The 24,317-nt window shown below is 65.6% G+C and carries 26 protein-coding genes; 13 read left to right on the top strand and 13 right to left on the bottom strand.

Annotation, left to right across the window (positions count from 1 at the left end):
• Window positions 1-48 precede the first annotated feature (48 nt).
• Window positions 49-873, top strand: a complete 825-nt coding sequence (locus tag ACUJB0_RS26360; RefSeq protein ID WP_444847824.1) for an inositol monophosphatase family protein — start codon at window positions 49-51, stop codon at window positions 871-873.
• Between the two features lie 30 nt (window positions 874-903).
• On the opposite strand, the gene ACUJB0_RS26355 is transcribed toward ACUJB0_RS26360, so the two are convergent.
• From ACUJB0_RS26355 to ACUJB0_RS26345, 3 genes are all read right to left on the bottom strand, one after another.
• Complete coding sequence (locus ACUJB0_RS26355) at window positions 904-1,263, bottom strand: KGG domain-containing protein (RefSeq protein WP_161092206.1); 360 nt, start codon at window positions 1,261-1,263, stop codon at window positions 904-906.
• Window positions 1,264-1,404: 141 nt separating this feature from the next.
• On the bottom strand, window positions 1,405-1,848 hold the full coding sequence (phaP, locus tag ACUJB0_RS26350) for a TIGR01841 family phasin (RefSeq protein ID WP_444847823.1): 444 nt from the start codon (window positions 1,846-1,848) through the stop codon (window positions 1,405-1,407).
• 99 nt (window positions 1,849-1,947) lie between these two features.
• Complete coding sequence (locus tag ACUJB0_RS26345; protein WP_444847822.1) at window positions 1,948-2,976, bottom strand: NADP-dependent oxidoreductase; 1,029 nt, start codon at window positions 2,974-2,976, stop codon at window positions 1,948-1,950.
• Between the two features lie 124 nt (window positions 2,977-3,100).
• Between ACUJB0_RS26345 and purU the strand changes: the two genes are divergently transcribed.
• The 4 genes from purU to ACUJB0_RS26325 are packed head-to-tail and all read left to right on the top strand — an operon-like array spanning window position 3,101 to window position 5,475.
• Window positions 3,101-3,970, top strand: a complete 870-nt coding sequence (purU, locus tag ACUJB0_RS26340) for a formyltetrahydrofolate deformylase (protein ID WP_444847821.1) — start codon at window positions 3,101-3,103, stop codon at window positions 3,968-3,970.
• 18 nt (window positions 3,971-3,988) lie between these two features.
• Complete coding sequence (locus tag ACUJB0_RS26335; protein WP_161086175.1) at window positions 3,989-4,531, top strand: YaeQ family protein; 543 nt, start codon at window positions 3,989-3,991, stop codon at window positions 4,529-4,531.
• 12 nt (window positions 4,532-4,543) lie between these two features.
• Window positions 4,544-4,990 carry a copper chaperone PCu(A)C gene (locus ACUJB0_RS26330; RefSeq protein ID WP_444847820.1) on the top strand — a complete coding sequence of 149 codons (447 nt, stop codon included), beginning with the start codon at window positions 4,544-4,546 and terminating at the stop codon, window positions 4,988-4,990.
• Window positions 4,990-5,475: a YcnI family copper-binding membrane protein gene (locus tag ACUJB0_RS26325; RefSeq protein ID WP_444847819.1), complete on the top strand. Its 486-nt coding sequence runs from the start codon at window positions 4,990-4,992 to the stop codon at window positions 5,473-5,475. Before ACUJB0_RS26330 ends, ACUJB0_RS26325 begins: the two co-directional genes overlap by 1 nt.
• Window positions 5,476-5,490: 15 nt before the next feature.
• On the opposite strand, the gene ACUJB0_RS26320 is transcribed toward ACUJB0_RS26325, so the two are convergent.
• Window positions 5,491-6,777 carry a Xaa-Pro dipeptidase gene (locus tag ACUJB0_RS26320; RefSeq protein WP_444847818.1) on the bottom strand — a complete coding sequence of 429 codons (1,287 nt, stop codon included), beginning with the start codon at window positions 6,775-6,777 and terminating at the stop codon, window positions 5,491-5,493.
• A gap of 181 nt (window positions 6,778-6,958) precedes the next feature.
• Between ACUJB0_RS26320 and ACUJB0_RS26315 the strand changes: the two genes are divergently transcribed.
• Window positions 6,959-7,342 carry a hypothetical protein gene (locus ACUJB0_RS26315; RefSeq protein WP_444847817.1) on the top strand — a complete coding sequence of 128 codons (384 nt, stop codon included), beginning with the start codon at window positions 6,959-6,961 and terminating at the stop codon, window positions 7,340-7,342.
• Window positions 7,343-7,356: 14 nt separating this feature from the next.
• Here the strand turns inward: ACUJB0_RS26315 and ACUJB0_RS26310 are convergent, their stop codons facing one another.
• Window positions 7,357-8,136, bottom strand: a complete 780-nt coding sequence (locus tag ACUJB0_RS26310; protein WP_444847816.1) for a head GIN domain-containing protein — start codon at window positions 8,134-8,136, stop codon at window positions 7,357-7,359.
• Window positions 8,137-8,342: 206 nt separating this feature from the next.
• Here ACUJB0_RS26310 and ACUJB0_RS26305 point away from each other — a divergent pair, with 206 nt between their 5' ends.
• The 3 genes from ACUJB0_RS26305 (at window position 8,343) to ACUJB0_RS26295 (ending at window position 10,986) form a co-directional block, all read left to right on the top strand.
• Window positions 8,343-8,987 carry a class I SAM-dependent rRNA methyltransferase gene (locus ACUJB0_RS26305; protein ID WP_161086169.1) on the top strand — a complete coding sequence of 215 codons (645 nt, stop codon included), beginning with the start codon at window positions 8,343-8,345 and terminating at the stop codon, window positions 8,985-8,987.
• Window positions 8,988-9,058: 71 nt separating this feature from the next.
• A complete protein-coding gene (locus ACUJB0_RS26300) occupies window positions 9,059-10,180 on the top strand; it encodes a type IV pilus twitching motility protein PilT (protein WP_161086168.1) in 1,122 nt (373 codons plus the stop codon).
• A 104-nt stretch (window positions 10,181-10,284) separates the two neighbouring features.
• Window positions 10,285-10,986: a YjjG family noncanonical pyrimidine nucleotidase gene (locus ACUJB0_RS26295; RefSeq protein ID WP_444847815.1), complete on the top strand. Its 702-nt coding sequence runs from the start codon at window positions 10,285-10,287 to the stop codon at window positions 10,984-10,986.
• Window positions 10,987-11,010: 24 nt separating this feature from the next.
• Here ACUJB0_RS26295 and arr read toward each other — a convergent pair whose 3' ends face one another.
• The 5 genes from arr to ACUJB0_RS26270 form a co-directional block, all read right to left on the bottom strand.
• Window positions 11,011-11,400 (bottom strand): NAD(+)--rifampin ADP-ribosyltransferase, encoded by a 390-nt coding sequence (gene arr / locus ACUJB0_RS26290; protein WP_444847814.1) that lies wholly within the window; start codon window positions 11,398-11,400, stop codon window positions 11,011-11,013.
• Window positions 11,401-11,575: 175 nt separating this feature from the next.
• On the bottom strand, window positions 11,576-12,850 hold the full coding sequence (locus tag ACUJB0_RS26285) for a cytochrome c (RefSeq protein ID WP_444847813.1): 1,275 nt from the start codon (window positions 12,848-12,850) through the stop codon (window positions 11,576-11,578).
• A gap of 10 nt (window positions 12,851-12,860) precedes the next feature.
• Window positions 12,861-13,583, bottom strand: coding sequence for a c-type cytochrome (locus ACUJB0_RS26280; protein ID WP_444847812.1), 723 nt, complete (start codon window positions 13,581-13,583; stop codon window positions 12,861-12,863).
• Window positions 13,584-13,632: 49 nt separating this feature from the next.
• Entirely contained in the window at window positions 13,633-14,292 is a 660-nt protein-coding gene (locus tag ACUJB0_RS26275) for a 3'-5' exonuclease (RefSeq protein ID WP_444847811.1), read from the bottom strand.
• Between the two features lie 19 nt (window positions 14,293-14,311).
• The gene (locus ACUJB0_RS26270) at window positions 14,312-14,782 is read right to left on the bottom strand and encodes a ProQ/FINO family protein (protein ID WP_444847810.1); all 471 of its coding nucleotides are present in this window, start codon (window positions 14,780-14,782) and stop codon (window positions 14,312-14,314) included.
• Window positions 14,783-15,254: 472 nt separating this feature from the next.
• Between ACUJB0_RS26270 and rpoD the strand changes: the two genes are divergently transcribed.
• The 4 genes from rpoD (at window position 15,255) to ACUJB0_RS26250 (ending at window position 19,788) form a co-directional block, all read left to right on the top strand.
• Complete coding sequence (gene rpoD / locus ACUJB0_RS26265; RefSeq protein ID WP_444847809.1) at window positions 15,255-17,744, top strand: RNA polymerase sigma factor RpoD; 2,490 nt, start codon at window positions 15,255-15,257, stop codon at window positions 17,742-17,744.
• A 126-nt stretch (window positions 17,745-17,870) separates the two neighbouring features.
• Complete coding sequence (locus ACUJB0_RS26260) at window positions 17,871-18,971, top strand: CPBP family intramembrane glutamic endopeptidase (protein WP_444847808.1); 1,101 nt, start codon at window positions 17,871-17,873, stop codon at window positions 18,969-18,971.
• An 11-nt stretch (window positions 18,972-18,982) separates the two neighbouring features.
• Entirely contained in the window at window positions 18,983-19,459 is a 477-nt protein-coding gene (locus ACUJB0_RS26255; RefSeq protein WP_444847807.1) for a hypothetical protein, read from the top strand.
• Window positions 19,456-19,788 (top strand): hypothetical protein, encoded by a 333-nt coding sequence (locus ACUJB0_RS26250; protein ID WP_444847806.1) that lies wholly within the window; start codon window positions 19,456-19,458, stop codon window positions 19,786-19,788. The genes ACUJB0_RS26255 and ACUJB0_RS26250 overlap by 4 nt, the downstream gene beginning before the upstream one ends.
• 23 nt (window positions 19,789-19,811) lie before the next feature.
• On the opposite strand, the gene ACUJB0_RS26245 is transcribed toward ACUJB0_RS26250, so the two are convergent.
• The 3 genes from ACUJB0_RS26245 to ACUJB0_RS26235 form a co-directional block, all read right to left on the bottom strand.
• On the bottom strand, window positions 19,812-20,501 hold the full coding sequence (locus ACUJB0_RS26245) for a DUF899 family protein (RefSeq protein WP_444847805.1): 690 nt from the start codon (window positions 20,499-20,501) through the stop codon (window positions 19,812-19,814).
• An 8-nt stretch (window positions 20,502-20,509) separates the two neighbouring features.
• Entirely contained in the window at window positions 20,510-21,289 is a 780-nt protein-coding gene (locus ACUJB0_RS26240; protein ID WP_161086159.1) for a 3-hydroxybutyrate dehydrogenase, read from the bottom strand.
• A gap of 61 nt (window positions 21,290-21,350) precedes the next feature.
• On the bottom strand, window positions 21,351-24,308 hold the full coding sequence (locus ACUJB0_RS26235) for a sensor histidine kinase (protein WP_444847804.1): 2,958 nt from the start codon (window positions 24,306-24,308) through the stop codon (window positions 21,351-21,353).
• Window positions 24,309-24,317 lie beyond the last annotated feature (9 nt).

Below are 24,317 nucleotides of genomic sequence, written 5' to 3'. Positions count from 1 at the left end.
TTCGAATTGCTGGCAATCTACGACTTTGGTTTATAACAAGGAATCGGCATGACTGCAATCGATACGGAAGAAGTCCTGGCGCTGGTGCGCGAGGCCGGCGCCGATCTGTGCGAGACCTTTTGGCGTGGCGAGCCGGTGGTGGAGGTGGACGACATGATGGCCGCCTTCCATCGCATCGACGGCGCCGCCAACGCCGGCATGAAGCGCGCGCTGGCGCGCCTGTACCCCGGCATCGCCTGGATGGAGAACGAGCTCGACACCACCGAGCCGGAGGACGACGAGACGGCCGCGCTGGCCGCCGGTGGTGAATACTGGATCTGCGACGCCATCGACGGCGCCGGGCAATTCCTGCGCGCGATCCCGAACTGGGCCATGTCGCTGACCTTGATGCGCGAGGGCGTGCCGGTGTTCACCGCGATCTTCGACGCGGTGCATGACGAGATGTTCCATGCGGTATGGGGTCACGGCGCCTACCGCAACGGCGAGCGCATCCGCGTCAACGGTCGCGCCAACCACTACCAGGGCATCGTCGCCACCAGCCAGCCACCGTTCGCCGGCCGCGACCGGCATGCGGTGCGCCGCTCCGGCGCCGCGCTGAGCGCCATGCTGCCGGACGTGGCGGCGGTGCGCAACCTGAGCGCGACGTCGCTGCAGCTGGCCTATGTGGCGTGCGGCCGCGTCGACGCGTTCTGGGAATTCGGCGACGACAGCATCAATTGCGTCGGAGGCGCGCTGCTGGTGCGCGAGGCCGGCGGACAGGTGACGCAAATCGACGGCCGGCCTTATCAGCTGGGTTCGCCGAGCATCGCCGCCGCGTCGCCGGGCGCGCATGCCTCCATGCTGCTGCGCTTGCAGGAAGTGCTGGCGGCCTGACCGAAAGAAGCGGCGCCAGCGTGCTGCCGCCTAGCGTTCGGCGGTCTTGCCGCCTTGCTGGTTGCCTCCCTTGGACGATTGCTCCGACCCGGCGCTGTGCGACGCCGCGGCGTTTTTCGCGGCGTTGGCGCGGGCCGCGGATTGCCGGCTTTCCCCGCCCTTGCGGCCGATCTGCGCCATGTGTTCGCGGTCGCGGCTGACCGCCTCGCCGCCTTTCTGGCCGGCCCGGCGCGCTTCCTCCGAATCGAATTCATGGGCCGTGCCCTTTTGATGGGCCGCCTGGCCGCCCTTGCTGGCGATGGCGCGCTGGGTTGCTTCGTCCATTGCCGCAAAGCCGCGCTTGGCCGTGCCTTTCGGCTTGCTTTGATCGTTACCTGAATTACTGGCCATAAGACCTCCTCGTGAGTGTGATGAAATTCCGTCTGGGTTCCCCGAGCGGCGGGCCGGAAGCCCGCTGCTCTGCATGGTTAGAGGTGCTACGTTGACGGAAGTTCCACTCGGGCCGAGGCGCGCTTGATGCGATTGCTGTGTTTAGTGACGCAGCTCGCTGGCCATCTGGTATCTGGACATCTGCTCGGCGGCGCGCGCGGTCTGTTCGGAGGCCTGGTGCATGATTTCCTCGGCCACGTTGTTGGCGGCGCGACGCACCGCCGGCATGTGGGTGGCGGCCGTTTGCGCCAGGCTGGAGTTGGCGCGGCTGAGGATGTCGACCAGGTGCCTCTGGTAATTTTGCAGCGCGGCGCCGCCCGGCGTGAGCTGGGCGCTGACGGCCGCGCCCAGTTGCGTGGCGTCCTTGCTGGCCATCAGCCGCTGGACGTTGCCGCCCATTTCGGCGATCAGGTCGCGGCCCAGTTGCATGTTCAATTCGCTCAGGCTTTGCAAGGCTTCCAGCGTGCGCTGGTTCAGGTCGGTGTACAGGGTGATCAGGATCTCGATCTGCGATTTGATCGCGGGGGTAATAAATTGGGGGAACATGGTCTTCCTCGTCGTGAACTAAAAAAAACGCCGGGCTTGCGGCCCGGCGGAATGTGCAGCCGAAGGATAGACGCTGCGGACGCGGAAAAGTTCCCGAATTTATTCGGCCGCCACCTGCAGCACCAGTTTGCCGAAGTTCTTCCCTTCGAACAGCATGTTGAGCGCCTGCGGGAAGTGCTCCAGTCCCTGCACGATGTCCTCCTTGCTTTTGACTTTGCCTTCCTTCATCCACTGGCCCAGCGCGGCGATGCCCAGGTGGTAGCGGTCGGCGTAGTCGAACACGACGATGCCTTCCATGCGCGCGCGGTTCACCAGCAGCGCCAGGTAGTTGGCCGGGCCCTTGACCGGCGTGGTGTTGTTGTACTGCGAGATGGCGCCGCAGATGACGATGCGCGCCTTCAGGTTGATGCGGGTGAGCACGGTGTCGAGGATGTCGCCGCCGACGTTGTCGAAGTAGACGTCGACGCCGTTCGGGCAGTGTTCCTTGAGGCCGTCCTTGACCGAGCCGCCCTTGTAGTCGATGCAGGCGTCGAAGCCGAGCTGGTTGACCACGAAGTCGCACTTGTCCTTGCCTCCGGCGATGCCGACCACGCGGCACCCGAGCTGCTTGGCCACCTGGCCGACCGTCTGGCCGACCGCGCCGGCCGCGCCGGACACCACCACCGTCTCGCCGGCCTTGGGCTGGCCCGATTCGATCAGGCCGAAGTAGGCGGTCATGCCCGGCATGCCCAGCGTGTTGAGGTAGGTGGGCAGCGGCGCCAGCTTGGGATCGACCTTGCGGAAGCCGTGGCGCTTGTCCCCGGCCGGGCCGACCCAGTAGCGCTGCACGCCGGTGCCGCCCTGCACGTAGTCGCCGACCGCGAAGTCCGGCGACTTCGAGGCCACCACCACGCCGACGCCGCCGGCGCGCATCACCTCGCCGATGCCGACCGGCGCGATGTAGGATTTGCCCTCGTTCATCCAGCCGCGCATGGCCGGATCAAGCGACAGGTACAGCACCTTGACCACGACCTCGCCATCGGCCGGTTCGCGCACCGGCTCGCTGACCTGCTGCCAGTCGCTGTCCTTGACCATGCCGACCGGGCGGGCCGCCAGGCGGAATTGAAGATTTGTCTCGTTGATTGTCATTTTGTATCCTCAAAGAAGAGTGTGGCAGCCAATATATCTCAAATTGAACGATCGTGCTATTTTTACGGTGTGGGCCCAGCCGTGCGACAATACCGGCCTTGTTAGACCTATAACGATGGTGGATATGAGCAATCCCGAATACATTTTGACACTCTCTTGCCTGGACCAGCGCGGTATCGTGCATCGCGTATCGGGCTTCCTGGCCGACCACGGCTGCAACATCATCGATTCCGCCCAGTTCGGCGATAGTGAATCGAAGCTGTTCTTCATGCGCGTGCACTTCGCGCTGGAAGACCGCAACGTCAGCGACGACCTGCTGCGCGCCGACTTCGGCCTGCTGGGCGCGGAGATGCAGCTGGACTGGGAGCTGCGCGACGCCCATTACAAGCCGCGCGTGATGCTGATGGTGTCGAAGATCGGCCATTGCCTGAACGACCTGCTGTTCCGCTACAAGAGCGGTCTGCTGCCGGTGGAGATTCCTGCCATCGTGTCCAACCACATGGACTTCTACCAGCTGGCGGCCAGCTACAATATTCCGTTCCACCACCTGCCGCTGGCGACCGGCGCGCCGCAAGAAGCCAAGCTGGCGCAGGAAGCCAAGATCATCGAGCTGATGAACTCGCATAACATCGACCTGGTGGTGCTGGCGCGCTACATGCAGATCCTGTCGCCCGGCCTGTGCGCGGCGTTGAAAGGGAAGGCGATCAACATCCACCATTCCTTCCTGCCGAGCTTCAAGGGCGCCAAGCCGTACGCGCAGGCGCACCATCGCGGCGTCAAGCTGATCGGCGCCACCGCGCACTTCGTCACCGGCGACCTGGACGAAGGTCCGATCATCGAGCAGGACGTCGAGCGGGTCGACCATTCGATGGACGCGGAGACGCTGTCGGCCATCGGCCGCGATGTCGAGTGCGTGGTGCTGGCGCGCGCCGTGAAGTGGTTTGTCGAACACCGCATTTTGCAAAACGGCGACAAGACTGTCGTCTTCAAATAATCACACAGAGATTCACCGATGGCCCTCAAAGCAACAATCTACAAAGCCGACCTGCAGATCGCGGACATGGACCGCAACTTCTACGAGACCCAGTCGCTGACGCTGGCGCGCCATCCGTCCGAGACCGACGAGCGCATGATGGTGCGCCTGATCGCCTTCGCGATCCACGCCAACGAGGCGCTGACCTTCACCAAGGGCTTGTTCGACGTCGAGGAGCCGGACATCTGGCAGAAGGACCTGACCGGCGCGATCCAGCTGTGGATCGAAGTGGGGCAGCCGGACGAGAAGGTGATCCTGAAGGCCTGCGGCCGTTCGGAGCACGTCTACGTCTACAGCTACGCCGCGACCAGCCACATCTGGTGGAAGGCGCTGGCCAACAAGGTCGAGCGTTGCAAGAACCTGACTGTGATCAACCTGGACGCGGACGCCACCGAGCAGCTGGCCAAGATGGCCCAGCGCACCATGCAGCTGCAATGCACGATCCAGGACGGCCAGATCTGGCTGACCGACGGCACCAACACGGTGGAAGTCGGCCGCGAGACCTTCAAGGGCGAGCGTTGATATAATCGGCCGATGAAAAACATCCTCTCAGCATTGCTGTTGGCGGTGGCCGTTCCGGCGGCCTTGGCCCAGGTCGAGGTCGGCGACGCGTGGATCCGCGCCACCGTGCCATCGGCCAAGTCCAGCGGCGTGTTCATGCGGCTGAAGTCGAAGCAGGATGCGCAGCTGGTGGCGGTGCGCGCCGAGGTGGCGGGCGTGGCGGAAATCCATCAGATGCAGATGGAAGGCCAGCTGATGAAAATGCACGCCGTGCCGTCGCTGGACCTGCCGGCCGGGCAGATGGTGGACCTGGCGTCCGGCGGCTACCACGTGATGCTGATGGATCTGAAACGGCAGTTGAAGCAGGGCGAGACCGTGCCGGTCACGCTGGTGTTCCGCAAGAAGGGCAAGCAGGCCGACACCGTCACCATCAATGTGCCGGTCAAACCGCTGACGTACACACCACCGAAAGGGCAGTAATGAAAACGACTCTGACCATGCTGGCTTTCTCCGCCGCGCTGCTGGCGCCCGCGGCGCAGGCGCACGTGACGCTGGAACAAACCACCGGCCTGGCGGGCAGTTTCCAGAAGCTGACCTTCCGTGTCGGCCACGGCTGCGACGGCAGCGCCACCAAGGGCTTGACGGTGTCGCTGCCGCAAGGCGCCACCAGCGCCAAGCCCATGCCCAAGGCGGGCTGGAAGGTCGACGTCGGCACCAACGGCGGCGTGCAGGAAATCAGCTGGACGGGCGGCCCGCTGCCGGATGCCTATTTCGACGAGTTCGTCATGCAGGTCAAATTGCCGGCGCAGCCGGGCAAGCTGTATTTCCGCATCGTGCAGCAATGCGACAAGGCCAGCGTGGCCTGGGACGAGATTCCCGGCGACAGCGCCGTCAAACTGAAAGCGCCGGCGCCGATGCTGGAAGTGCTGCCGGCGCCGGCCGGCACGGCCCAGCACCAGCACTGATCCAGGCCGCGCGGTCTACTTGACGACCGCGCCGCCCTTCATCACCCACTGGACGTTCTCCAGCGTCTTCACATCCTTCAGCGGCTCGCCGTCGACCGCGATCATATCCGCGAACTTGCCGGCCTCGATCGTGCCCACCCTGTCGGTCCAACCCAGCAGCTCGCTGGCGTTGACGGTGGCGGTGCGGATCGCCTGGATCGGCGTCATGCCCAGCTTGACCAGGATGCCGAACTCGCGCGCGTTCAGGCCGTGCGGATAGACGGCGGCATCGGTGCCGAAGGCGATCGGCACGCCGGCCTTGATGGCGCGGGCCACGTTCTGGCGCGCTATCGGCAGCACCACCTTGGCTTTTTCCAGCAGCGGCTTGGGCAGCTTGATGGCCTCGGCGTTCTCGATCAGCCAGTCGCCCAGGTACAGCGTGGGCACCAGCCAGGTCTTGTGTTCCTTCATCAGCTTGATGCCTTCGTCGTCGATGTAGGAGCCGTGCTCGATCGAGTCGATGCCGGCCAGCACCGCCAGCTTGATGCCGTCGCCGCCGTGCGCGTGGGCGGCTGCCTTGCGGCCCAGGCGGTGGGCGTCGCCGACGATGGCCTTCAGTTCCTCCAGCGTGTATTGCGAGGTGCGCGGATCGTCGCCGAACGACAGCACGCCGCCGGTGGCGCAGATCTTGATCACGTCGGCGCCGTACTTGATGTTGCGGCGCGTGACCTTGAGCGCCTCGTCGACGCCGTCGGCCACGCCCAGGCTGGTGATCTTGTACTCGGGCGCGTGCATGGTGTCGTCGCAGTGGCCGCCGGTGATGCTCAGCGGCGGGCCGGAGGCGGCCATGCGCGGGCCGGGCACGTCGCCGTCGTTGATGGCGTCGCGCAGGCCGATGTCGGTGTAGGCGTCGGCGCCGACATCGCGCACGGTGGTGAAGCCGGCCTGCAGCGTCACGCGGGCGTTCTTGGCGCCGGTCAGCGTGACGCGCGGCACCGACTTGGCGACGATGGAATAGCCGGCGTCCTGCGGATCGCCGGTCAGGTGGGTGTGCATGTCGATCAGGCCTGGCAGCAGGGTCTTGTTGCCGAGGTCGATGACCTGTGCGCCGGCCGGGATCGCCAGCTGGCTGCCGGCGGCGGTGATGCGTTCGCCGCTGACCAGGACCACGGCGTTGTCGACCAGCGCGCCGCTGCGCACATCGAGCATGTGGGCGGCCTTGATGGCGGTGACGGTGGGCGGGGCGGCGGAGGCGGCCGAGCAGGCCAGCAACAATAAGGGCAGCGCGAAGGCGCGGCGGACGGACATGGCGATAACGTTCAAGCGGATCTCCTTGTGGTGAGTTTCTTATTCGCGCCGGATTGATGCGGGCCAAACAGCGCCCGCCTAGCGTACCCGCGTCTACAGGCGGGCGCTACAATTTTTTGGATGAACTCCCGTAGCGATTCGTTGGTCTGACACATGGGTTCAGTTTTTTGGGAGCGGCTTCGAGGAGGTAAGGGCCATGCTGTTCGACAAACAATTTAAAACTGTGGAAGAACTCTGGGATTACGAGGAAAACGAGCGCATTAGAGAAAGCAGCGAAAAGGTCGCCAAACAGATCGGGCTCCAGGATAGCGAGCAAAAGATACTGAGCGAGGCGTTGAGGACCGCCCGCTACAGTGGAATGCAAGATGCGTTGTACACTGGCCGGATGAAGGGATACTACGAAGGCTGCCTGGAGGGCCGGCAAGCGCTGGTAGAAGTGCTGTGCGGGCTACTTGAAAAATCCGCTGTAAAACCTTCCCGGGAAACCTATAAAATGATTGCCCTGGCCGAACTGTCCGAATTGAGCGACTGGGTCCGGCAATTGATGGCCGGTGCCGAACCCAATGAGATATTTGACTGATCTAAAATGAGCCGCTATTGCGGCGAACCACCCAGCCGCTTGACGCTGCCCGAACCCAGCACGCTGCTGGTCAGCTTCGGATCGCCGTAGTAGCTGATGTCGCCCGAGCCGGCCACGCTCAGGTTCAGTGTCTGCTTGGCCCACACGGTCGCCTCACCCGAGCCGCCGATGCTCACCGTCACATCGCGCGCGGCCAGCTGGCCGGCCTGCACCCGTCCCGACCCGCCGATCGACACCTGCAAGCGCTCGACATTGCCGCCGACCTTCAGGTTGCCGCTGCCGCCCAGCGCGATCGCCACCGATTCGCTCTCCAGCTTGCGCACATTGATCGAGCCCGAGCCGCCGACGTCAAATGTCAGGCGCTCGCCGCGCAGCTGGTCGGCCTCGACCGAGCCGGAGCCGGCCACCGCGATCTTCTCGATCGAGCGCGCCTGCACCACGATCTTCATCGTGTGCGACTCCAGGTTGACATCCTTGCGCGTGGGGCGGATGCGCAGCGTGCCGTTGTCGACCACCGTCTCGATCAACGGCAGCAGATTGTCGTCGGTCTCGATGCTGATGCCCTCGGTGTTGCCCTGGCGGAGCTCGATGTTGCCGCTGACGCTGGTGGCCAGCGAGGTGAAGTGGCCGATCTCGCGGTTCTGCTTGACGATCTTGCCGCTGCCTTGCACGCGCTCGCCGTGGAACCAGCTGAACGGCCCGGCCACGGACACGCCCACAGGCGCGGCGACGGCCAGCAGGCCGGCGGACAGGAACAGGATGCGCAGCGCGCTGCGGACGGATGGATTTGCCATGATGATCTCCTCGTGATGGTTGGCACAGCTCTTGAGGTTGGATACTACGGACTTGCCCCGGCGCGCGAAACCGGGCTGCGACAGATTGCAGCGGGCGCGGAACAGAATGCACAGGCCGGGGAGCAGGCCGCGTCCGGCGGCGGGCTGGTCGGCCCGCATGAGGTATCATTCGGCCTATCTCGCAACACCGCACATATTGGACGCACATGCTTATCATCACCATCAAACAGGGCAAGGAAAAGAGCCTGCTGGCCGGCGACCCCTGGATTTACGCCTCGGCGGTCGACAAGGTCGACGGCAAGCCGCAGGAAAAGAACAAGCCGGGCGCCACCGCCACCGTGCAGACTTCGTCGCGCCAGTTCATCGGCCGCGCAGCCTACAACGCCAAGTCGCAGATCTGCGCCCGCATCTGGACCTACAAGGAAGACGAGCCGGTCGACCACGCGCTGATCAAGCGCCGCGTCAAGGCCGCCGTGGCCAAGCGCGCCGCCAGCGTGCGCGCGGCCGGCCCCAACGACCTGGTGCCGGTGGTGCGCGGCGACGAGGATGGCTTGTCCGGCCTGCTGGTTGACAGCTGGGGCGGCGTCAAGGGCTACCTGATCTGCCAGTTCCAGTCGGCCGGCGTCGACGCGTGGAAAGTGGCCATCGTGCAGGCGCTGCTGGCCGAGACCGGTTGCCCCAACGTCTACGAGCGCTGCGACGACCTGGTCCGCAAGGGCGAGGGCTTGCCGATCTTCTACCGCGCGCTGGCCGGCGAGGAACCGCCCGACCACGTGCTGGTCACCGAGGGCAAGCAGCGCTACAGCATGGACCTGCGCACCGGCTTCAAATATCCCAAGGTCCGCAGCTAAAATATTTCGATGCTGCAATTTTTTCTCTTATAATCGTTGACGGAGCACCACCGACCCCACCGAGAGCAGAGATGGAACATTACCAGTCGTCGCAGATACGCACCCTGACCTACATCGAGAACGAAGACCATCCGGTGTTCGGCACGCTCGTCGAGCAGATCCTGCATCTGCTCAATTCCAAGCTGATCTTCAGCGACATCCTGATCCACCAGAACAGCCCGTTGTTGCTGCGCCAGCCGAAGGGGCTGGTGGCGGTGACGGATTCGCCGATCACGCGCGAGGAGCTGCAGGAGTTCTTCGAGGTGGTCGAGCCGAACTGGGCCGAGCGCATCCAGGACCGCGCCTTCGACCGCGCGGTGGATTTGCACACGGCGCGCATCCGCGCCAACTGCTTCAGCTTCCAGGGCAAGAAGCGGCTGGGCTGCGTGATCCGCCGCTTCCCGAAGGAGCCGATGGTGCTCAGCCAGCTGGGCCTGCGCCAGGCCGAGCAGAACTTCGCCAAGCTCACCAGCGGGCTGGTGCTGATCATCGGCGACACTTGCCAAGGCAAGTCGACCACCATCGCCGCCATGCTGGACGAGATCAACAAGCACCGTTCCGGTCACATCATCACGATTGAGGACCCGGTGGAAACGCTGATCCCGCAGCGCCAGTGCGTGATCACGCAGCGCGAGGTGGGTTTCGACGGCGACGTCGAGAGCTTCTACCTGGGCGCGCTGGACGCGCTGCGCGAGCGGCCGGATGTGATCGTCATCGGCGAGATCCGCGACGCCCAGACCGCGCAGGAAGCGCTGGCGCTGGCCGAATCGGGTCCGCTGGTGCTGGCCTCGCTGCACGCGCGCTCGACCGAGCTGGGCCTGCAGAAGATGGTGCGGTTGCTGGGCAATGGCGAACCGCAATCGCAGGCCCTGGCGCACGCGCTGCGCGGCGTGCTGTGCCAGGCGCTGCTGCCGTCGGTCGATGGCGACCGCTACCACCTGGCCACCGAGTGTTTAACGTCGAACCCGGAAGTGGTGGGCATGATCGCCAGCGGCCAGATCTCGGCGTTGCGCAACTGGATGGAGACCAAGCCGGGCGAGGGCTGCCACACGATGAACGCCTCGCTGCGCGCGCTGCTCACGGCGGGCAAGGTCAGCGTCGACGACGCCCGCAACGCCACCACCGACCGCATCGGCTTCGCCGAGCACTACTAACCGCCAAGCAATTGGTCAAGTCTGACATTCGGACACGAGCTCTGCTGTAGGCGCGGCTTACAGCAGGGCTCGTGTCCGAATGTCAGACTTGACCCCACCATGATATGAAACACAGACTATTTCTTTTCGACCTGGACGATACGCTGCTGGACTTTAAGGCGTCCGAACAACTTTCCTTCGTGCGGACCATGCAGGCGCTCGGCCTGCGCGATGATGTGGAGGCGGTTTTTCTCCAGTATCAGGCGATCAACGTGCAACTCTGGCGCGACTTCGAGACGGGCGCCGTGACCAAGGACTTCCTGAAAGTGGAACGCTTCCGCAAGACGTTCCAGGCCAACGCCCTCGAGTTCGACCCCGAGGCGGCCAGCAGCATTTATCTTGAATCGCTGTCCGATACCGTGGTCCTCATCGACGGCGCCAAACAGCTGTGCGAAACGCTGTCGGCCATCGGCGAGGTGGGCATCATCACCAACGGCGTCGAGGCCATCCAGAACCGCCGCATCGCCAGCTCGGGGCTGGCCCAGCACATTTCCTTCGTCGCCACCTCCGAGGCGTGCGGCCACGCCAAGCCCGACGTCCGCTTCTTCGACTACGCGGCCAGCATGGCGCGCTCCTTCGCCAAGCCGGAAGCGATCATCGTCGGCGACCGGCTCGATGCCGACATCCTCGGCGCCAACCGGTATGGCATAGAAAGCTGCTGGTTCAACCCCGGCCGCCTCGCCAACGCATCGGACGCGGTGCCCACCTTCGAGGTCGCCGGCCTGGCGGAAGTCGTTCCGTCGCTCAGGAGCCTGGCCGCCGCGTAGACGTTTTACGCCGGGTGGACCGGCTCAATCGTCGACCGCCTCGATGCCTTGCAGCCTGAGCTTCTCGACGTGGTCCTTCATCGCCTGTAGCGCTTCGGGTGAGTGGCCTTGCCATTCCTTGACCTCGCCCACTACGCGCAACGCTTGCTTGGAGCGATAGGACTTGGTCGGGTTGCCGGGGAATCTTTTATCCGTCAGGTTGGGATCGTCCACGATCTCGCCAACCGGCTCGACGATGTAGATCCTGGCAGGCGCATCGCCCTGCGCCAGCTCTGCTCCCCACGTGGCCGCCTCCAGCGTTGCGCTCAGGTAGACATGGTTCGCCTTGCGCCGCGTGCCGTAGTTCGAGGTGTAGCCGGGTTCGATCAAATCGCCGACCTTCAAGTCGGCCCTGGTGCCGTGGTAGTACTCCATTCATGCCTCCCAAACATTGGGGTCAGGTCTGACATTTGGGGTCAAGTCTGACATTCGGACACGAGCTCTGCTATAGGCGCCAACGACTGCAGCAGAGCTCGTGTCCGATTGCCAGACTTGACCCCATTTTAGTTCAGCTGAGCTCGTGTCCGAATGCCAGACTTGACCCCATTTTTTAATCCAAAGGAATCGCGCGGTAGCGGTTGACGTCGTTGCCGTTGACCGGCGGTGCGTTGTTGCCCCAGGCGCTGCGCAGGTAGGACACGACCTGCGCCACTTCGGTGTCGTTCAAGACGTGGCCGAATGGCGGCATGCCGTATGGACGCGGGTTGCCTTCCGTGCCGGGCGCGAAGCCGCCGTTGAGCACGATGCGGATCGGATTGACCGCTTGCTCCATCGTCAGCGCGCGGTTGCCCGCCAGCGGTGGATAGCCGGGCGGCAGGCCGGTGCCGCCGGCGCCGTGGCAGTCGACGCAGTGCTTCTCGTACAGCTTGGCGCCGGCCGCCAGGTAGGCCGTCGCTTCGGCGCCCTTGTCGCGCTCGAAGTCGGATTTCTTGTCGTCGCCTGGCAGCGCTTTCAGGTAGACCGCCATGGCGTTGATGTCGCCGTCGCTCAGGTGCTGCAGGCTTTGCTGCACCACCTCGGCCATCGGCCCGAACACGGTCGCGCGTGGCGACACGCCGGTTTTCAGCAATTGCACGATGTGCGGCTGCATCCATTCGCCCAGTCCCGCCTCGGCGCCGGCGTTGAGCGACGGCGCGTACCAGCCCAGCACCGGGATCAGGCCGCCGGACAGGCCTTCGCCGTCGCTCGCGCCCAGCGTGTTGCGCGGGCTGTGGCAGGCGCTGCAGTGGCCCAGGCCCTGCACCAGGTAGGCGCCACGGTTCCAGTCCACCGATTGCTTGCTGTCCTCGCGGAACACGGCCGGCTTGAAATACAGCGCGCGCCACGCGGCCAGCATGAATTGCTGGTTGTAGGGGAAGCGCAAGGTGTGCGGCTGGTTGGCCTGCGCCACCGCCGGCACCGACTGGAAGTAGGCATACAGCGCGTCCGCGTCGTCGCGCGTGATGCGGGTGTAGTTGGTGTATGGGAAGGCCGGATACAGCAGGCGACCATCCTTCGATTTGCCGTTGTGCAGCGCGTGCCAGAAGTCGTCCGCGCTCCAGCCGCCGATGCCGGTGGCCTTGTCGGAGGTGATGTTGGGCGAGATGACGTTGCCGAACGGCGTTTGCAGCGCGCGTCCGCCGGCGTATTGTGCGCCGCCGCGCACGGTGTGGCAGGCCATGCAGTCGCCGGCCTTGGCCAGGTAGGCGCCGCGCGCGATCCGCTCAGCCGGCGCCAGCTTGGCGGTGACGGTGGGCGCCGGGCCGGCGTCGTCCGAGCCGCCGAACAGCACATACAGGATGCCGGCCGCCAGCAGGACGATAACGGTATAAATGATTTTCTTCATGAGCTGGCCCTCAAGGTGCCGGCACGCTGCCGCAGTTCAGCGGCAGGGGCAGGGCGATGCTGTCGGCGGCGCCGGGGCGGGCGGCGGCGTCCGGTGTTTGCTTGCTGAGCCAGCCTGAGACGGCGGCCACGTCGGCCGGCGTCAGACGGTTGGCGATCTCCGCCATGCAGTCTGGCGCGGCGGCGCGGCGTACCTTGTTTTTCCATGCGCCGAACTGGGCGTTGATGTAGTCGCTGGGCAGGCCGACCAGGCCGGGGATCGCCGGCGCCACGCCGGTCAGCGCGCTGCCGTGGCAGGCCACGCAGGCCGGGATCTTTTTCGACGGATCGCCGTTGCGCACCAGCGCCTCGCCGCGCGCCAAGGCGTCGCCGCCGGCGCTGGCGCCGCTGCCGGCCTGCGGCGGAGGATAGGGCGGGTGCTGTTGCGAGAAGTAGTCGGCGATTTCACGCAGATAGGCGTCCGGCAGATGGTCGACCATATAGGTCATCATCGGATAATGCCGCCGTCCCTCGCGGAAATTGACCAGCTGGTTGTACAGGTAGCCTGCGGGCTTGCCGGCGATGCGCGGGAAGAAGGCGTCGCCGCGTTCCTTGGCGGCGTGGCAGGCGGTGCAGGCGGCCACGCGTTGTTCCAGCGTGTCGGGCAGGGTGGCGGGCGCGGCCGCCAGCGAGGGCAGGCCGAAGCCGGCCAGAGCCAGCGCGGCGCCCGCGCGCACGACGTAAGAGGTAGACATGCCATTCCTTGAGGTCGTAACTATCTGGCAAGGATACCAGATCATCCCGCTACTGCGGCTTCGGCGGACGCGGAAGTTTCACCGCTTTCATCGGTGGCAGCTTGTTGCCGGCAGCGATGAAATGGCGGTAGACCCGCAGGGCGACCTGGGCGTCGTCGGCCGCGTACAGGATCTGCTTTTCGTTCAGGCGCGGCAGCGCCCAGTTGGTGGTGGAGATCTTCTTGGACTTCTGCAGCTTCTGGCCGAAGAACTTGGCGACGGCGGTCTTGGCGCCGAGGTCGTTGCGTTGTCCCGGCGTGCGCAGCGCCACCGACAAATCGACCACGCCGGCCGCGCGGATCGCCAGCTTGGCGTGCAGCCGCTTGACGTCGTCGGACAGGCCGAAGCCCACCTTGAGCAACGCCGGCGTTTCCAGCACCGCCTGCAAGGCCTCGAGGATGGTCGCCGAGGTGCTGGCGCCGATCTGGAACAGGTAGGCGGTGCTGTCGGTGGAAAACTGGATCAGGTGCGGACCGGTCGAGGTCTCGCCCTTGGTGAAGGTCGGCTTGGACTCGGTGTCGAAGCCGATGGCGTCCGTGGCCAGCAGGGCGTCGCGCGCGGCGACCGCCTGCCCGGCCGTGGTGACCAGCTGCACATCGGCGATGCGTATGCCGATGTAGGGCGGAAGCTCGGCCTCCGCCGGCACGGCAGGCTGCTGCTGAGTGTTCAACTGAGCCAACTGAGCCAACTCAGCCTTTGCGCGAGAATTTCGCGGTCAGCTGGTTCAGCTTGTCGGCGCGCACGCGGGCCGCTTCCTCGGCCGCGGCCGCTTCGCGTTCGGCCTTCTTGCGCTCGGCTTCTTTCTTGAAGCGTTCCTGCAGCACCTGCGTGGCGTGGGCGCGGTGGGTGTCGGTCACTTCGGCGCCGGGGGTGCCGTCCAGATCGTGGCGCACCTTGGCTTTTTCCATGACCTTCAGGTAGCGCAGCGAACCGGTGTGGATGCCGAGCGCGGTGCGCATGGTTTTGCGGTCCAGTTCGGGCATCACGGCGAGGATCTGCTTGTCGATACCGATCGACAGGGGCAGGAAATCGCGGAAGGCCGGGAATTGGGTTTGCAATTGTTTCAACAAGCTGCGCGGGGACAGCGCTGCTGGTGCCGCGGTGGCGACCGGCTCGGTGGCAGGCGCCTGAGGGGTGAGGCTAGTGTTCATCGACTTCATAGTTTAAGCAAGAGGCGTGAGCATATCATGGGGACTACGGGATTGCAGTGCCTTTTAGGCCATGATGTAAAAATAACCACAGCACCATCATACGCCAGTTGGACGCCGCAGGTGCGTTTGCGCACCAAAACATGTATAATGCGAGACGCACTTTTGCAGGACGGTGCGTTTCAGTTTGGTACAGGATGCGATTTGGACGGTCTGACAAGAGTGTGTAGCCCTTGTTATATGGTTTTAAGATGTCGGATATAGGTACTATCAATTATCCTGATGTCTCGCGATACGGCATACTTTGCCCTCTCCCTATTCTTCACTGAAAAGAGAAACAAGCCCGTTGTTGGACGCGGGCTTTTTTTATTCCGCAGATAATCGTCAGCTAAATTACAACATTTCCATCCATGCGCACTGGTAACGGTCGGCGCGGGCTATGGCATTTTGTATTTTCTGGCGAATACGCATTGAGAGATATTTAATGACAAAAACGCCGAAAACTTTAACGTTGTCCGTCAAGGCCGCCCGTACCAGCTCCGCTCCGCTGGTGGTGCCGAAGACGACTCTATCTTATGTGATCGATAATGCGCAAGAGGCAGCGAGCAAAGTAACGGTAGTCAAAAAGAAAACGCGCCTGAGCGCCGCGGCCGAAGCGGCCCAGGCGGAAGCCCAGGTGGCGGTGCAGGCCGATGCCTCGGATGCACCCATCAAGACCGTCAAGGTGGCGCGCAAGACCGCCGTCCTGCCGGGCGCCGACGACGCCGCGCCGGCCGTGGTGGTCAAGGCCGCGCCGAAGTCCAAGCTGGTCAAGGTCGCCAAGGCCGAGCCGGCACCGGTGGTTATCGTGACCGCCGGCCCGGCCGTCAGCCAGGTGACCGACGCCGCCACGCTGGCCTCGATCGACACCTCCGGCTATCTGCTGCCGAGCGTCAAGGTGCCGGGCCGCCGCGGCCGCAAGCCGTCCGAATTCACCCCTGAGAACGACGAAGTGGCCGCGCTGAACGCGGTCGAGCGCGCCGAGCTGAAGGCCGTCTCCAAGGCCCGCGAGCGCAAGGCCAAGGGCGGCGCCGCCGACATGCTGGGCATGGATTCCAAGAGCACCGCCGAGGAGCTGGAACGCCGCCGCACCCAGATCAAGAACCTGATCAACATGGGCAAGGAGCGTGGCTTCCTGACCTACGCCGAGATCAACGACCAACTGCCGGAAAACATTGTCGACCCTGAAGCGATCGAAGGCATCATCGCGACCTTCAACGACATGGGCATCGCCATCTACGAGCGCGCGCCGGACGCCGAGTCGCTGCTGCTGACCGACAGCGTGGCCACCGTCACCTCCGACGACGAAGTGGAAGCGGCCGCCGCGACCGCGCTGTCGACGGTCGACTCCGACTTCGGCCGCACCACCGACCCGGTCCGCATGTACATGCGCGAGATGGGCGCCGTGGCGCTGCTGACGCGCGAAGGCGAGATCGAGATCGCCAAGCGCATCGAAGGCGGCCTGAAGGACATGATCCAGGCCATCTCCGCCTGCCCGACCACGATCGCCGAGATCGTCGCGCTGGCCAAGAAGATCGAAGCCGACGAGCTGAAGGTCGATGAAGTGGTGGACGGCTTCGTCGACCTGAACGAGGCGAACAACGCGCCGGCCGTCGCGGCCGCGCCTGCCGTCGCGTCGGACGATGACGAAGAAGAGGAAGAGGAAGTCGAGGAAGAAGACGGCGACGCCAACGGCGGCGCGGCGGGCTTCTCGACCGAGCAGCTGGCACAGCTGAAAAAGGCCGCGCTGGAAAAGTTCGACGTCATCTCGACCCAGTACGACAAGATGCGCAAGGCCACCGGCGGCTACGGCTCCAAGGGCTACGTGTCGGCGCAGGAAGCGATTTCCGCCGAGCTGTTGGGCATCCGCTTCACCGCCAAGGTGGTCGAGAAGCTGTGCGACACGCTGCGCGGCCAGATGGAAGAAGTGCGCCACATCGAGCGCGCCGTGCTGGAGCTGTGCGTGAACAAATGCGGCATGCCGCGCGCCCACTTCATCAAGGTCTTCCCGGGCAATGAATGCGACCTGGACTGGGTTGACGGCGAAGTCGACAGCGCCTATCCGTACAGCGCCATCCTGGGCCGCAACGTGCCTGCGGTGAAAGAGCTGCAGAAGAAGATGATCGACCTGCAAGCCCGCGTGGCCTTGCCGCTGGCCGACCTGCGCAAGATTAACAAGCAGATGGCCGCCGGCGAAAAACGCGCGCGCCAGGCCAAGCGTGAAATGACGGTCGCCAACTTGCGTCTGGTGATTTCGATCGCCAAGAAGTACATCAACCGCGGCCTGCAGTTCCTCGACTTGATCCAGGAAGGCAATATCGGCCTGCTGAAGGCGGTGGACAAGTTCGAATACCGTCGCGGCTACAAGTTCTCGACCTACGCGACCTGGTGGATTCGCCAGGCCATCACCCGTTCGATCGCCGACATGGCCCGCACCATCCGCGTGCCGGTGCACATGATCGAGACGATCAACAAGATGAACCGCATCTCGCGCCAGATCATGCAGGAAACCGGCAGCGAGCCGGACCTGGCGACGCTGGCGGTCAAGATGGAAATGCCGGAGAACAAAGTCCGCGAAATCATGAAGATCGCCAAAGAGCCGATCTCGATGGAAACGCCGATGGGCGAGGACGGCGATTCGCAGCTGGGCGACTTCATCGAAGACAACACCACCCTGGCGCCGCTGGACGCCGCGCTGCACGCGTCGATGCGCAACGTCATCAAGGAAGTGCTGGACTCGCTGACCCCGCGCGAAGCCAAGGTGCTGCGCATGCGCTACGGCGTGGAAATGTCGAACGACCACACGCTGGAAGAAGTGGGCAAGCAGTTCGACGTGACTCGCGAGCGTATCCGCCAGATCGAAGCGAAAGCCATGAGCAAGCTGCGCCAGCCATCGCGCTCGGACAAGCTGAAGACCTTCCTGACGCAGAACTAAGCGTCTGCAGGGTTGAAGAAGAGGGGAGGCCATGTGCCTCCCTTTTTTATTTTGCGGTGACAAACCGCGTATTTCTTTTTAACCGGATTGCAATACACTAGCGCTTTTCCCACCACCGGCCGCTGCATGGAAACCCCAGTCTTTCGTCCGTTCTCCCGCAGCCTGTGGCTGGGCCTGCTGGCCGGCAGCGTCGCGGTGATGCTGCTGACGGAGATGCATCACTACCTGCTGCAGTTGCGCTACCCGCCGGGCGCCACGCCCATCGAACGCATCGACGATCATTCCGATACCGCGCTGTGGCTGTGGCTGCAATTGCTGGACTTCATCGGCGGCATCGTGGCCGGCGCGCTGGTGGCACGCTGGTCGCCGCGCGGCTCGTGGCGGGCGCTCGGGCTGGCGGCGGCGGGCTTGCTGGTGTACTCCTTCTTCGATTTCCTGCCGCATACCAAATCCTGGTTGCGATGCGCGCTATGGTTCCTCGCGGTGCCGTCGGGTGTGCTGTGCGGCGGCGCGCTGTACCGCTGGCGCGAGCGCGGCAGGGCCGAGGAGCCGGCCCGCGCCGCGCCCGCCGATCACATGCAGGATCTGCCGCACACGCCGCTGCCGCAGGCGCTGTTGATCATGGCGATTTGCTTTGGCGGTTTTATTTTGGATTCGTTCGGCATCGCATCCAGCGGCGCTGATGGGTTGAGTTTCAATGACGGGGTCTTCGCCGCCATGGCCGTGCAGGAACTGCTACTTGCCTGCGTGGCGCTGGCGGTGCTGCACGCCTGCCAATATCCGCTGGCGACCCTGCTGCCCAAGCCGTCATGGGGCGGGCTGGGCATCGGCGCCGTGCTGTACATCGTCGCCTGCGTGGCCGCGCTGGGTGTCGGGCTGCTGTTCGGCGGCGAACCGATCCAGCCGGTCGACACGATGCTGGCGCAGTCGCATGTCACGTTGCCCGCGCTGGTGGCGATGGCGCTGATCAACGGCACCTTCGAGGAAGTGTTTTTGCTGGCCTACCTGCAGCGCGGGCTGCGGCGCTTCGGCGCTTCCAACGCCATCGGCGCCGCGATCCTGGTGCGGCTGCTGTGCCACTGGTACCAGGGGCCGGTCGGCGCGGCCAAGGTGCTGGCGATGGGCCTGGTGTTCGGGATATATTATGCGCGCAGCGGGCGGCTGTTCCCGGTGATCGCCGCGCACGCGGCGGCGGATTTCCTGCCTTTTCTCGATGTCGTGCAGTGAAAGTGAGAGCGATGATCAAATCGGTATTTTTCGGCGCGGCCCTGGCCTGCGCGTCCATGATGGCGGGCGCGGCGCGTATCGATATCGCCACCGGCATCCAGCTGGCGCAGATCGACTTCGATACGTATCACGCCTTGCTGCTTGAACGCTGCAAGACGGAGGCGCCGGATTCGGTCGATGCGCTGGCGGAGGCCTTGGCGCAGTGGAAGGCGCAGAACGCGGACGCGCTGCTGATCCTGCGCCAGCTGTACAAGGTGCAGCTGATCCAGCAGATGCGGGCCCGCCAGCCGGCGGCAACCGAGGCGGAAATCGATGCCCATGTCGCTGCGGTGATGGGCGTGTTCAACGGGGGCCTGAAGGACAAGGTGGCGGCCTTGCCGGCCGGCGAGGCCAGGGCGTCCTGCGAGGGTGGGTACGCCAACGACCTGGAGACCAACCCCGACATGGATTTCAACGAGCTGCTGGAGCGCATGACGCTGGGGCGTTGAGCGGCCTGCTGGCGGACGGGTTTGACGAGCTGCGCGCGGCGATAGGCGGGTTGTTGAAGCAGATACTGCCGATGGTCGGGGAGGGCGATGTGGCGGCCACGCTGATCGGCTCGTCCATGCCGGTCGATCCCGACGGCGGCGATGGCTGGCGGGCCGCCATGTTCGACATCGAAGACCGGCGACGTAAGCGCGCCTACGTGGTCCTGCCCTATCGCCAGCGCGCCACCGGCGGCTGGCAATACGGCCCCATGGAATTCTCCGAGGGGCGCTGCCAGATTTTTGCGGGTAATGAACGAAAACTGTTTATATCAATGTACTGTTCTACCTGACGCGCGGCCGCCGCAGCGCCGCCTCAGTAAGATAGTTTCGGATACCAGTCCGTGCCGCGTCCGGCCGGCGTCAGGTCCAGGATATTCCACAGCGGCGTCGGGTCCGGCGCGCCGCGTGGGTCCTGGCCGGGATCCTCGGTGCCACCCAGCTCGCTGGCCCAGAAGTGGTGGACCTTGCCGTCGCGCTTGACCCAGACGTCCAGCGCCGGCCACTCGCTGCCGTCCGGCGCCAGGCCGCGATAGTCGCGCGGGAAATCGTCGCCCACGCATTGGTAGAACGCCAGGTTGCGCCATCCGCGCTCGCGCGCGAAGGCCAGCTGGCGCGACACCGGCGAACGGCCCAGCACCGCCACCGCCACCCGCTGCGACAGGTCGCGCGACGGAATGTCGATGGCGCCGAGGAAGGCGGTACACATCGGGCACGGCCGCTCGCGCTGCGGCCCGTACATCCAGAAGTAGGTGACCAGCGTGTCATGCTGGCCGAACAGGTCGGCCAGCTTCACCGTCTTGCCGTTCTCGTCGAGGAAGCTGTAGTCGGGCACCTCGCCGCCAAGCGGCAGGGCGCGGCGCTGCGCGGCCACGCGTTCGATGTGCCGCCGCAGTTCTATCTCTTCGGCCAGCAGGGCCGTGCGCGCGGCACGGTAGGCGGCGCTGTCGTTCGGATAGGGAGTGCTTCGGGCAGCCAGTTCAGCTGCCGGCGTCAGCGTGGCCATGGCGCCTCCTACTGCATGAACCAGCCGTGGCTGACCACCAGCGATTGCCCGGTCAGCGCGTTCGACGGGAAGCTGGCGAACAGCAGCGCCACTTCGGCCACGTCCTCGACGGTGGTGAACTTGCCGTCCACGGTGTCGGCCAGCATCACTTTCTTGATGACGTCTTCCTCCGAAATGCCCAGGGACTTGGCCTGCTCGGGGATCTGCTTGTCGACCAGCGGCGTGCGCACGAAGCCGGGGCAGATCACATTGGCGCGCACGCCATGCTCGGCGCCTTCCTTCGACACCGCCTTGGCCAAGCCGATCAGGCCGTGCTTGGCCGTCACATAAGCCGACTTGAGCTTGGACGCTTCCTTCGAGTGCACCGAGCCCATGTAGATTACGCTGCCGCTACCGGCCTTGTACATATGCGGCAGGCAAGCCTTGGTGGTGAGGAAGGCGCCGTCCAGGTGGATGGACAGCAGCTTCTTCCAATCTTCGTAAGGGAATTCCTCGACCGGATGGATGATCTGGATGCCGGCGTTGCTGACCAGCACATCGATTTGCCCCCAGGCCTCGACCACGCTGGCGATGCCGGCGTTGACCTGGCCTTCGTCGACCACGTTCATGGCGACGGCCATGGCCTGGTGGCCGCTGGCTTTCAGTTCATTGGCGGTGGCCTGCGCCGCCTCCAGGTTCAGGTCGGCGATGACGATCTTGCCGCCTTCGCGCGCGTACACCAAAGCGATTTCCTTGCCGATGCCGCTGGCGGCGCCGGTGACGATGCAGACTTTGTCTTTCAGTTTCATGAACTTGCTCCTCGCAGGTGGGAATACAAAATGTGATTACAGCGATACCGCGCAGCGCCGTCTATGCGCTGGCGTACATAGTGGGCAAGGACAGGCGCACAAACGCGCCGCCTTCATCCCGGTTGCCCAGCTCCAACTTCGCGCCGATGCGCTCGGCCCGCTCGCGCATGCCGACCAGGCCCCAATGGCCACTGCGGCCGCCTTGCGCCAGCGTCTCCGCCGCGATGCCCTTGCCGTTGTCGCTGACCTGCAGCGTCAGCCGTTCGGTGCCGTAGTCCAGCTCCACTTCGATGGCGTTGGCCTGCGCGTGGCGGAAGGCGTTGCAGATGGCCTCGCGGCCGATGGCGAACACCTCGTCGGCGGTGATGACGGGCAGGGTGTATGGTGCGCCTTTTTGATCGAGCCGGAAACTGGCCGAAAGTCCAGCCGCCAGCCGCTGGCCGAAGCGCTCCAGCGACTCGCCCAGCGTCTCGTTGTCGCGCAGCGGCGAGCGCAGGCCGCGCACCTCGTCGCGGCCCTCGACCAGCGCCTGCTCGATGTAGCCGATGCCGCGCTCCATGGCGGCGCGCGCCGGCAACGCGGGCGGCACCTGTTCCATCGCCAGCTGCATCATTAAAATGGTGCCCTGCGCCTCCTGCAGGAAGGTGTCGTGCAGCGCGCGGGCGATGCGTTCGCGCTCGCTCAGGCGCTCGATGTGGCGCGCCTCGATCAGGCGCGCCATCTGCGCCAGCCGCCAGCGCCAAGCCGCCACCAGCGCCGCCGCCACCGCCGCCGCGCAGATCAGCTTGAACCACAGGCTTTGCACGAAGGTCGGCGGGATCGTCACCGGCAGCGCGGCGCCCTCGGTGTTCCAGACGCCGTCCTTGTTGGCGGCGATGACCTGGAAGCGGTACTGGCCCGGCTCCAGATTGGTGTAGAACGCCTCGCGCCGGTTGCCGGCCGGCTGCCAGTCGCGGTCCACGCCCTCGAGCCGGTAGCGGAAGGCGATCCGCCCCGGCATCGACAGGCCCAGCGCGCTGAACGTCAGGTGCAGATTGTTCGCGCCTTGCGGCAGCGTCAGCGGCGCGTCCGGCGCATAGGCCCGGCCACCGCTCTCGACTGCGCGCACTTCCACCGGCGGCGGCATGGTGTCGCGGCCGATCTGGCCGGGCGATATCAGCATGACGCCGCTGTGGCTCGACAGCCAGAGCTTGCCGTCGCTGGCCTCCACCATCGACGGGAACGGCCCGGTCGGCTGGACCGCGCCGGTCAGCCCGTCGTCCACGCCCAGCAGTTCGTAATCGACCGCTGCGCCGTCAGTGACGAAGCGGCGCAGCTGCGCGGCGGGGATGCGGAAGGCGCCGTCATGGCCGTGCAGCCACAGCTCGCCGCCGGCCGTCTCCACCACGCCGCTGATGCCGCGCAGCGCGTGGCCGTCGGCCGCCTGCAGCGGCACGAAGCGCTTGCCGTCCCACAGCGCCGCGCCCAGTTCGCCCGCCACCCACAGGTGGCCGTTGCGCTCGGCCGCGCTTAGCACGTTGCCGATCGCCAGGCCCTGCGCCGCGCCCAGCACCGTGACGGCGGCGCCGTCGACGACAGCGATGCGGTTGCCCTGGTAGCCGATCCAGACGCGGCCGCGCTGGTCCGGCCACATCGACAGCACGCGCGCGTCCGGCAGCCGCGCATCGTCGACGTGGCGCCAGGCGCCGTCGTGGTGGCGGTAGAGGCCCAGGTTCAGGTAGCTGGCCCACCAGTCGCCGCCGCCGTCCTGGGCCAGCGCGCGCATCATCGGCGCGTCGCGCAGCGTGTCGGACGGCGGCGCGATCAGCGTGCCGCCGTTGGGGCCGGGCAGCCAGATGCCGTGCTCGGTGCCGAGCGCCGGGCGGCCGTCGCGGCCGGTGGTGGACGACAGGAAGGAGCGCGTCGTGTGCTCGTACCGCGTGCCGGCGGCGTCGGCCAGCCAGGAGCCGGCGCTGAAGCCGCCGATCCGCACCTTGCCGCCGGCGTCGGCCCGCAGCGCCGGCGTGGCGATGTCCAGGTCGCTCGGCAGCGGGACCACGCGGTTGCGGCGGAACTGGTCCAGGCCGTTGACGGTGCCGATCCAGACGTTGCCGTCGCGGTCCTCGAAAAAGGTTTGCGGATTCAGGCCGCTCAAGCCCTGCTCGCGCGTGATGCGCTGGCGCGGATCGGGGAACACGTCCGGCAGCATGCGCTCGACCCGGTCCTCGCTCAGCAGCCACATGGTGCCGGCGCGGTCGAACCACATGCCGCTGCCGGGCAGGTCGGGGTGGGACGGCGGCTTGCCGTCGGGCGCGCGCTGCGACAGCTTGTAGTTGGCGTCGTTGCCGTTGGAGGCCCAGACGGTGCCGTCCGGCCCCGCCGCCATCGACGACAGCGGAATGTTGGCCGGGCTGGCCACGTGGTAGCGGCTGTCGCCCTGGCGGCGGTAGTAGATCGCGCGGTCGCTCGACACCCACTGCGTGCCGTCGCGGTCGAACAGCACCTGCCACACCGAGCGGGCGCCGGGATTGAAGCCGCTGTCGGGGCCGACGCGGCGCCAGCGGCCGCCGTCGAGCCGGGCCAGTCCGCCGGCGCTGGTGGCCCACATGGCGCCGTCCGGCGCGCGCGCGAAGCTGTAGGTGGCGCCGGGCGGGAAGCCGTCGGCGGCGCCGTAGTGGCGCACCTGGCCGTCCTTGAACACGCTGGCGCCGCCGAAGCGGTAGCCGACCCACAGCGCGCCGTCGGGCGCCGTGTACAGCGGCAGCACGATGGTCGACTGCAGCTTCCGGCCGCCGACCTGCTCGCGCCGTTCGAAGTTGAGGCCGTCGAAGCGGTACAGGCCGTTCGGCGTCGACAGCCACAGCCAGCCGTCCGGGGTCTGGGTGATGGCCTGGATCTGCGCCGGCGCGCCCTCGGCGGCGGTCCAGGCGTGATGGCTGTAGTCGCTCAGCAGGCGCGCATGTTCCGCAGCGGCGGCCGGGCGCGACGCCAGCAGCAGCACGGCGGCCAGCAGCCAGGCGCGGCGCGGGCTAAAGCTCATCGGGAGAGG

Origin of the sequence: Duganella caerulea, from assembly GCF_040362985.1 — a bacterium.
GTDB classification, from domain to species: domain Bacteria; phylum Pseudomonadota; class Gammaproteobacteria; order Burkholderiales; family Burkholderiaceae_D; genus Rugamonas; species Rugamonas vulcania.
The sequence above is the reverse complement of the archived record's forward strand: the minus strand, read 5'-3'. Positions and strand labels throughout refer to the sequence as shown.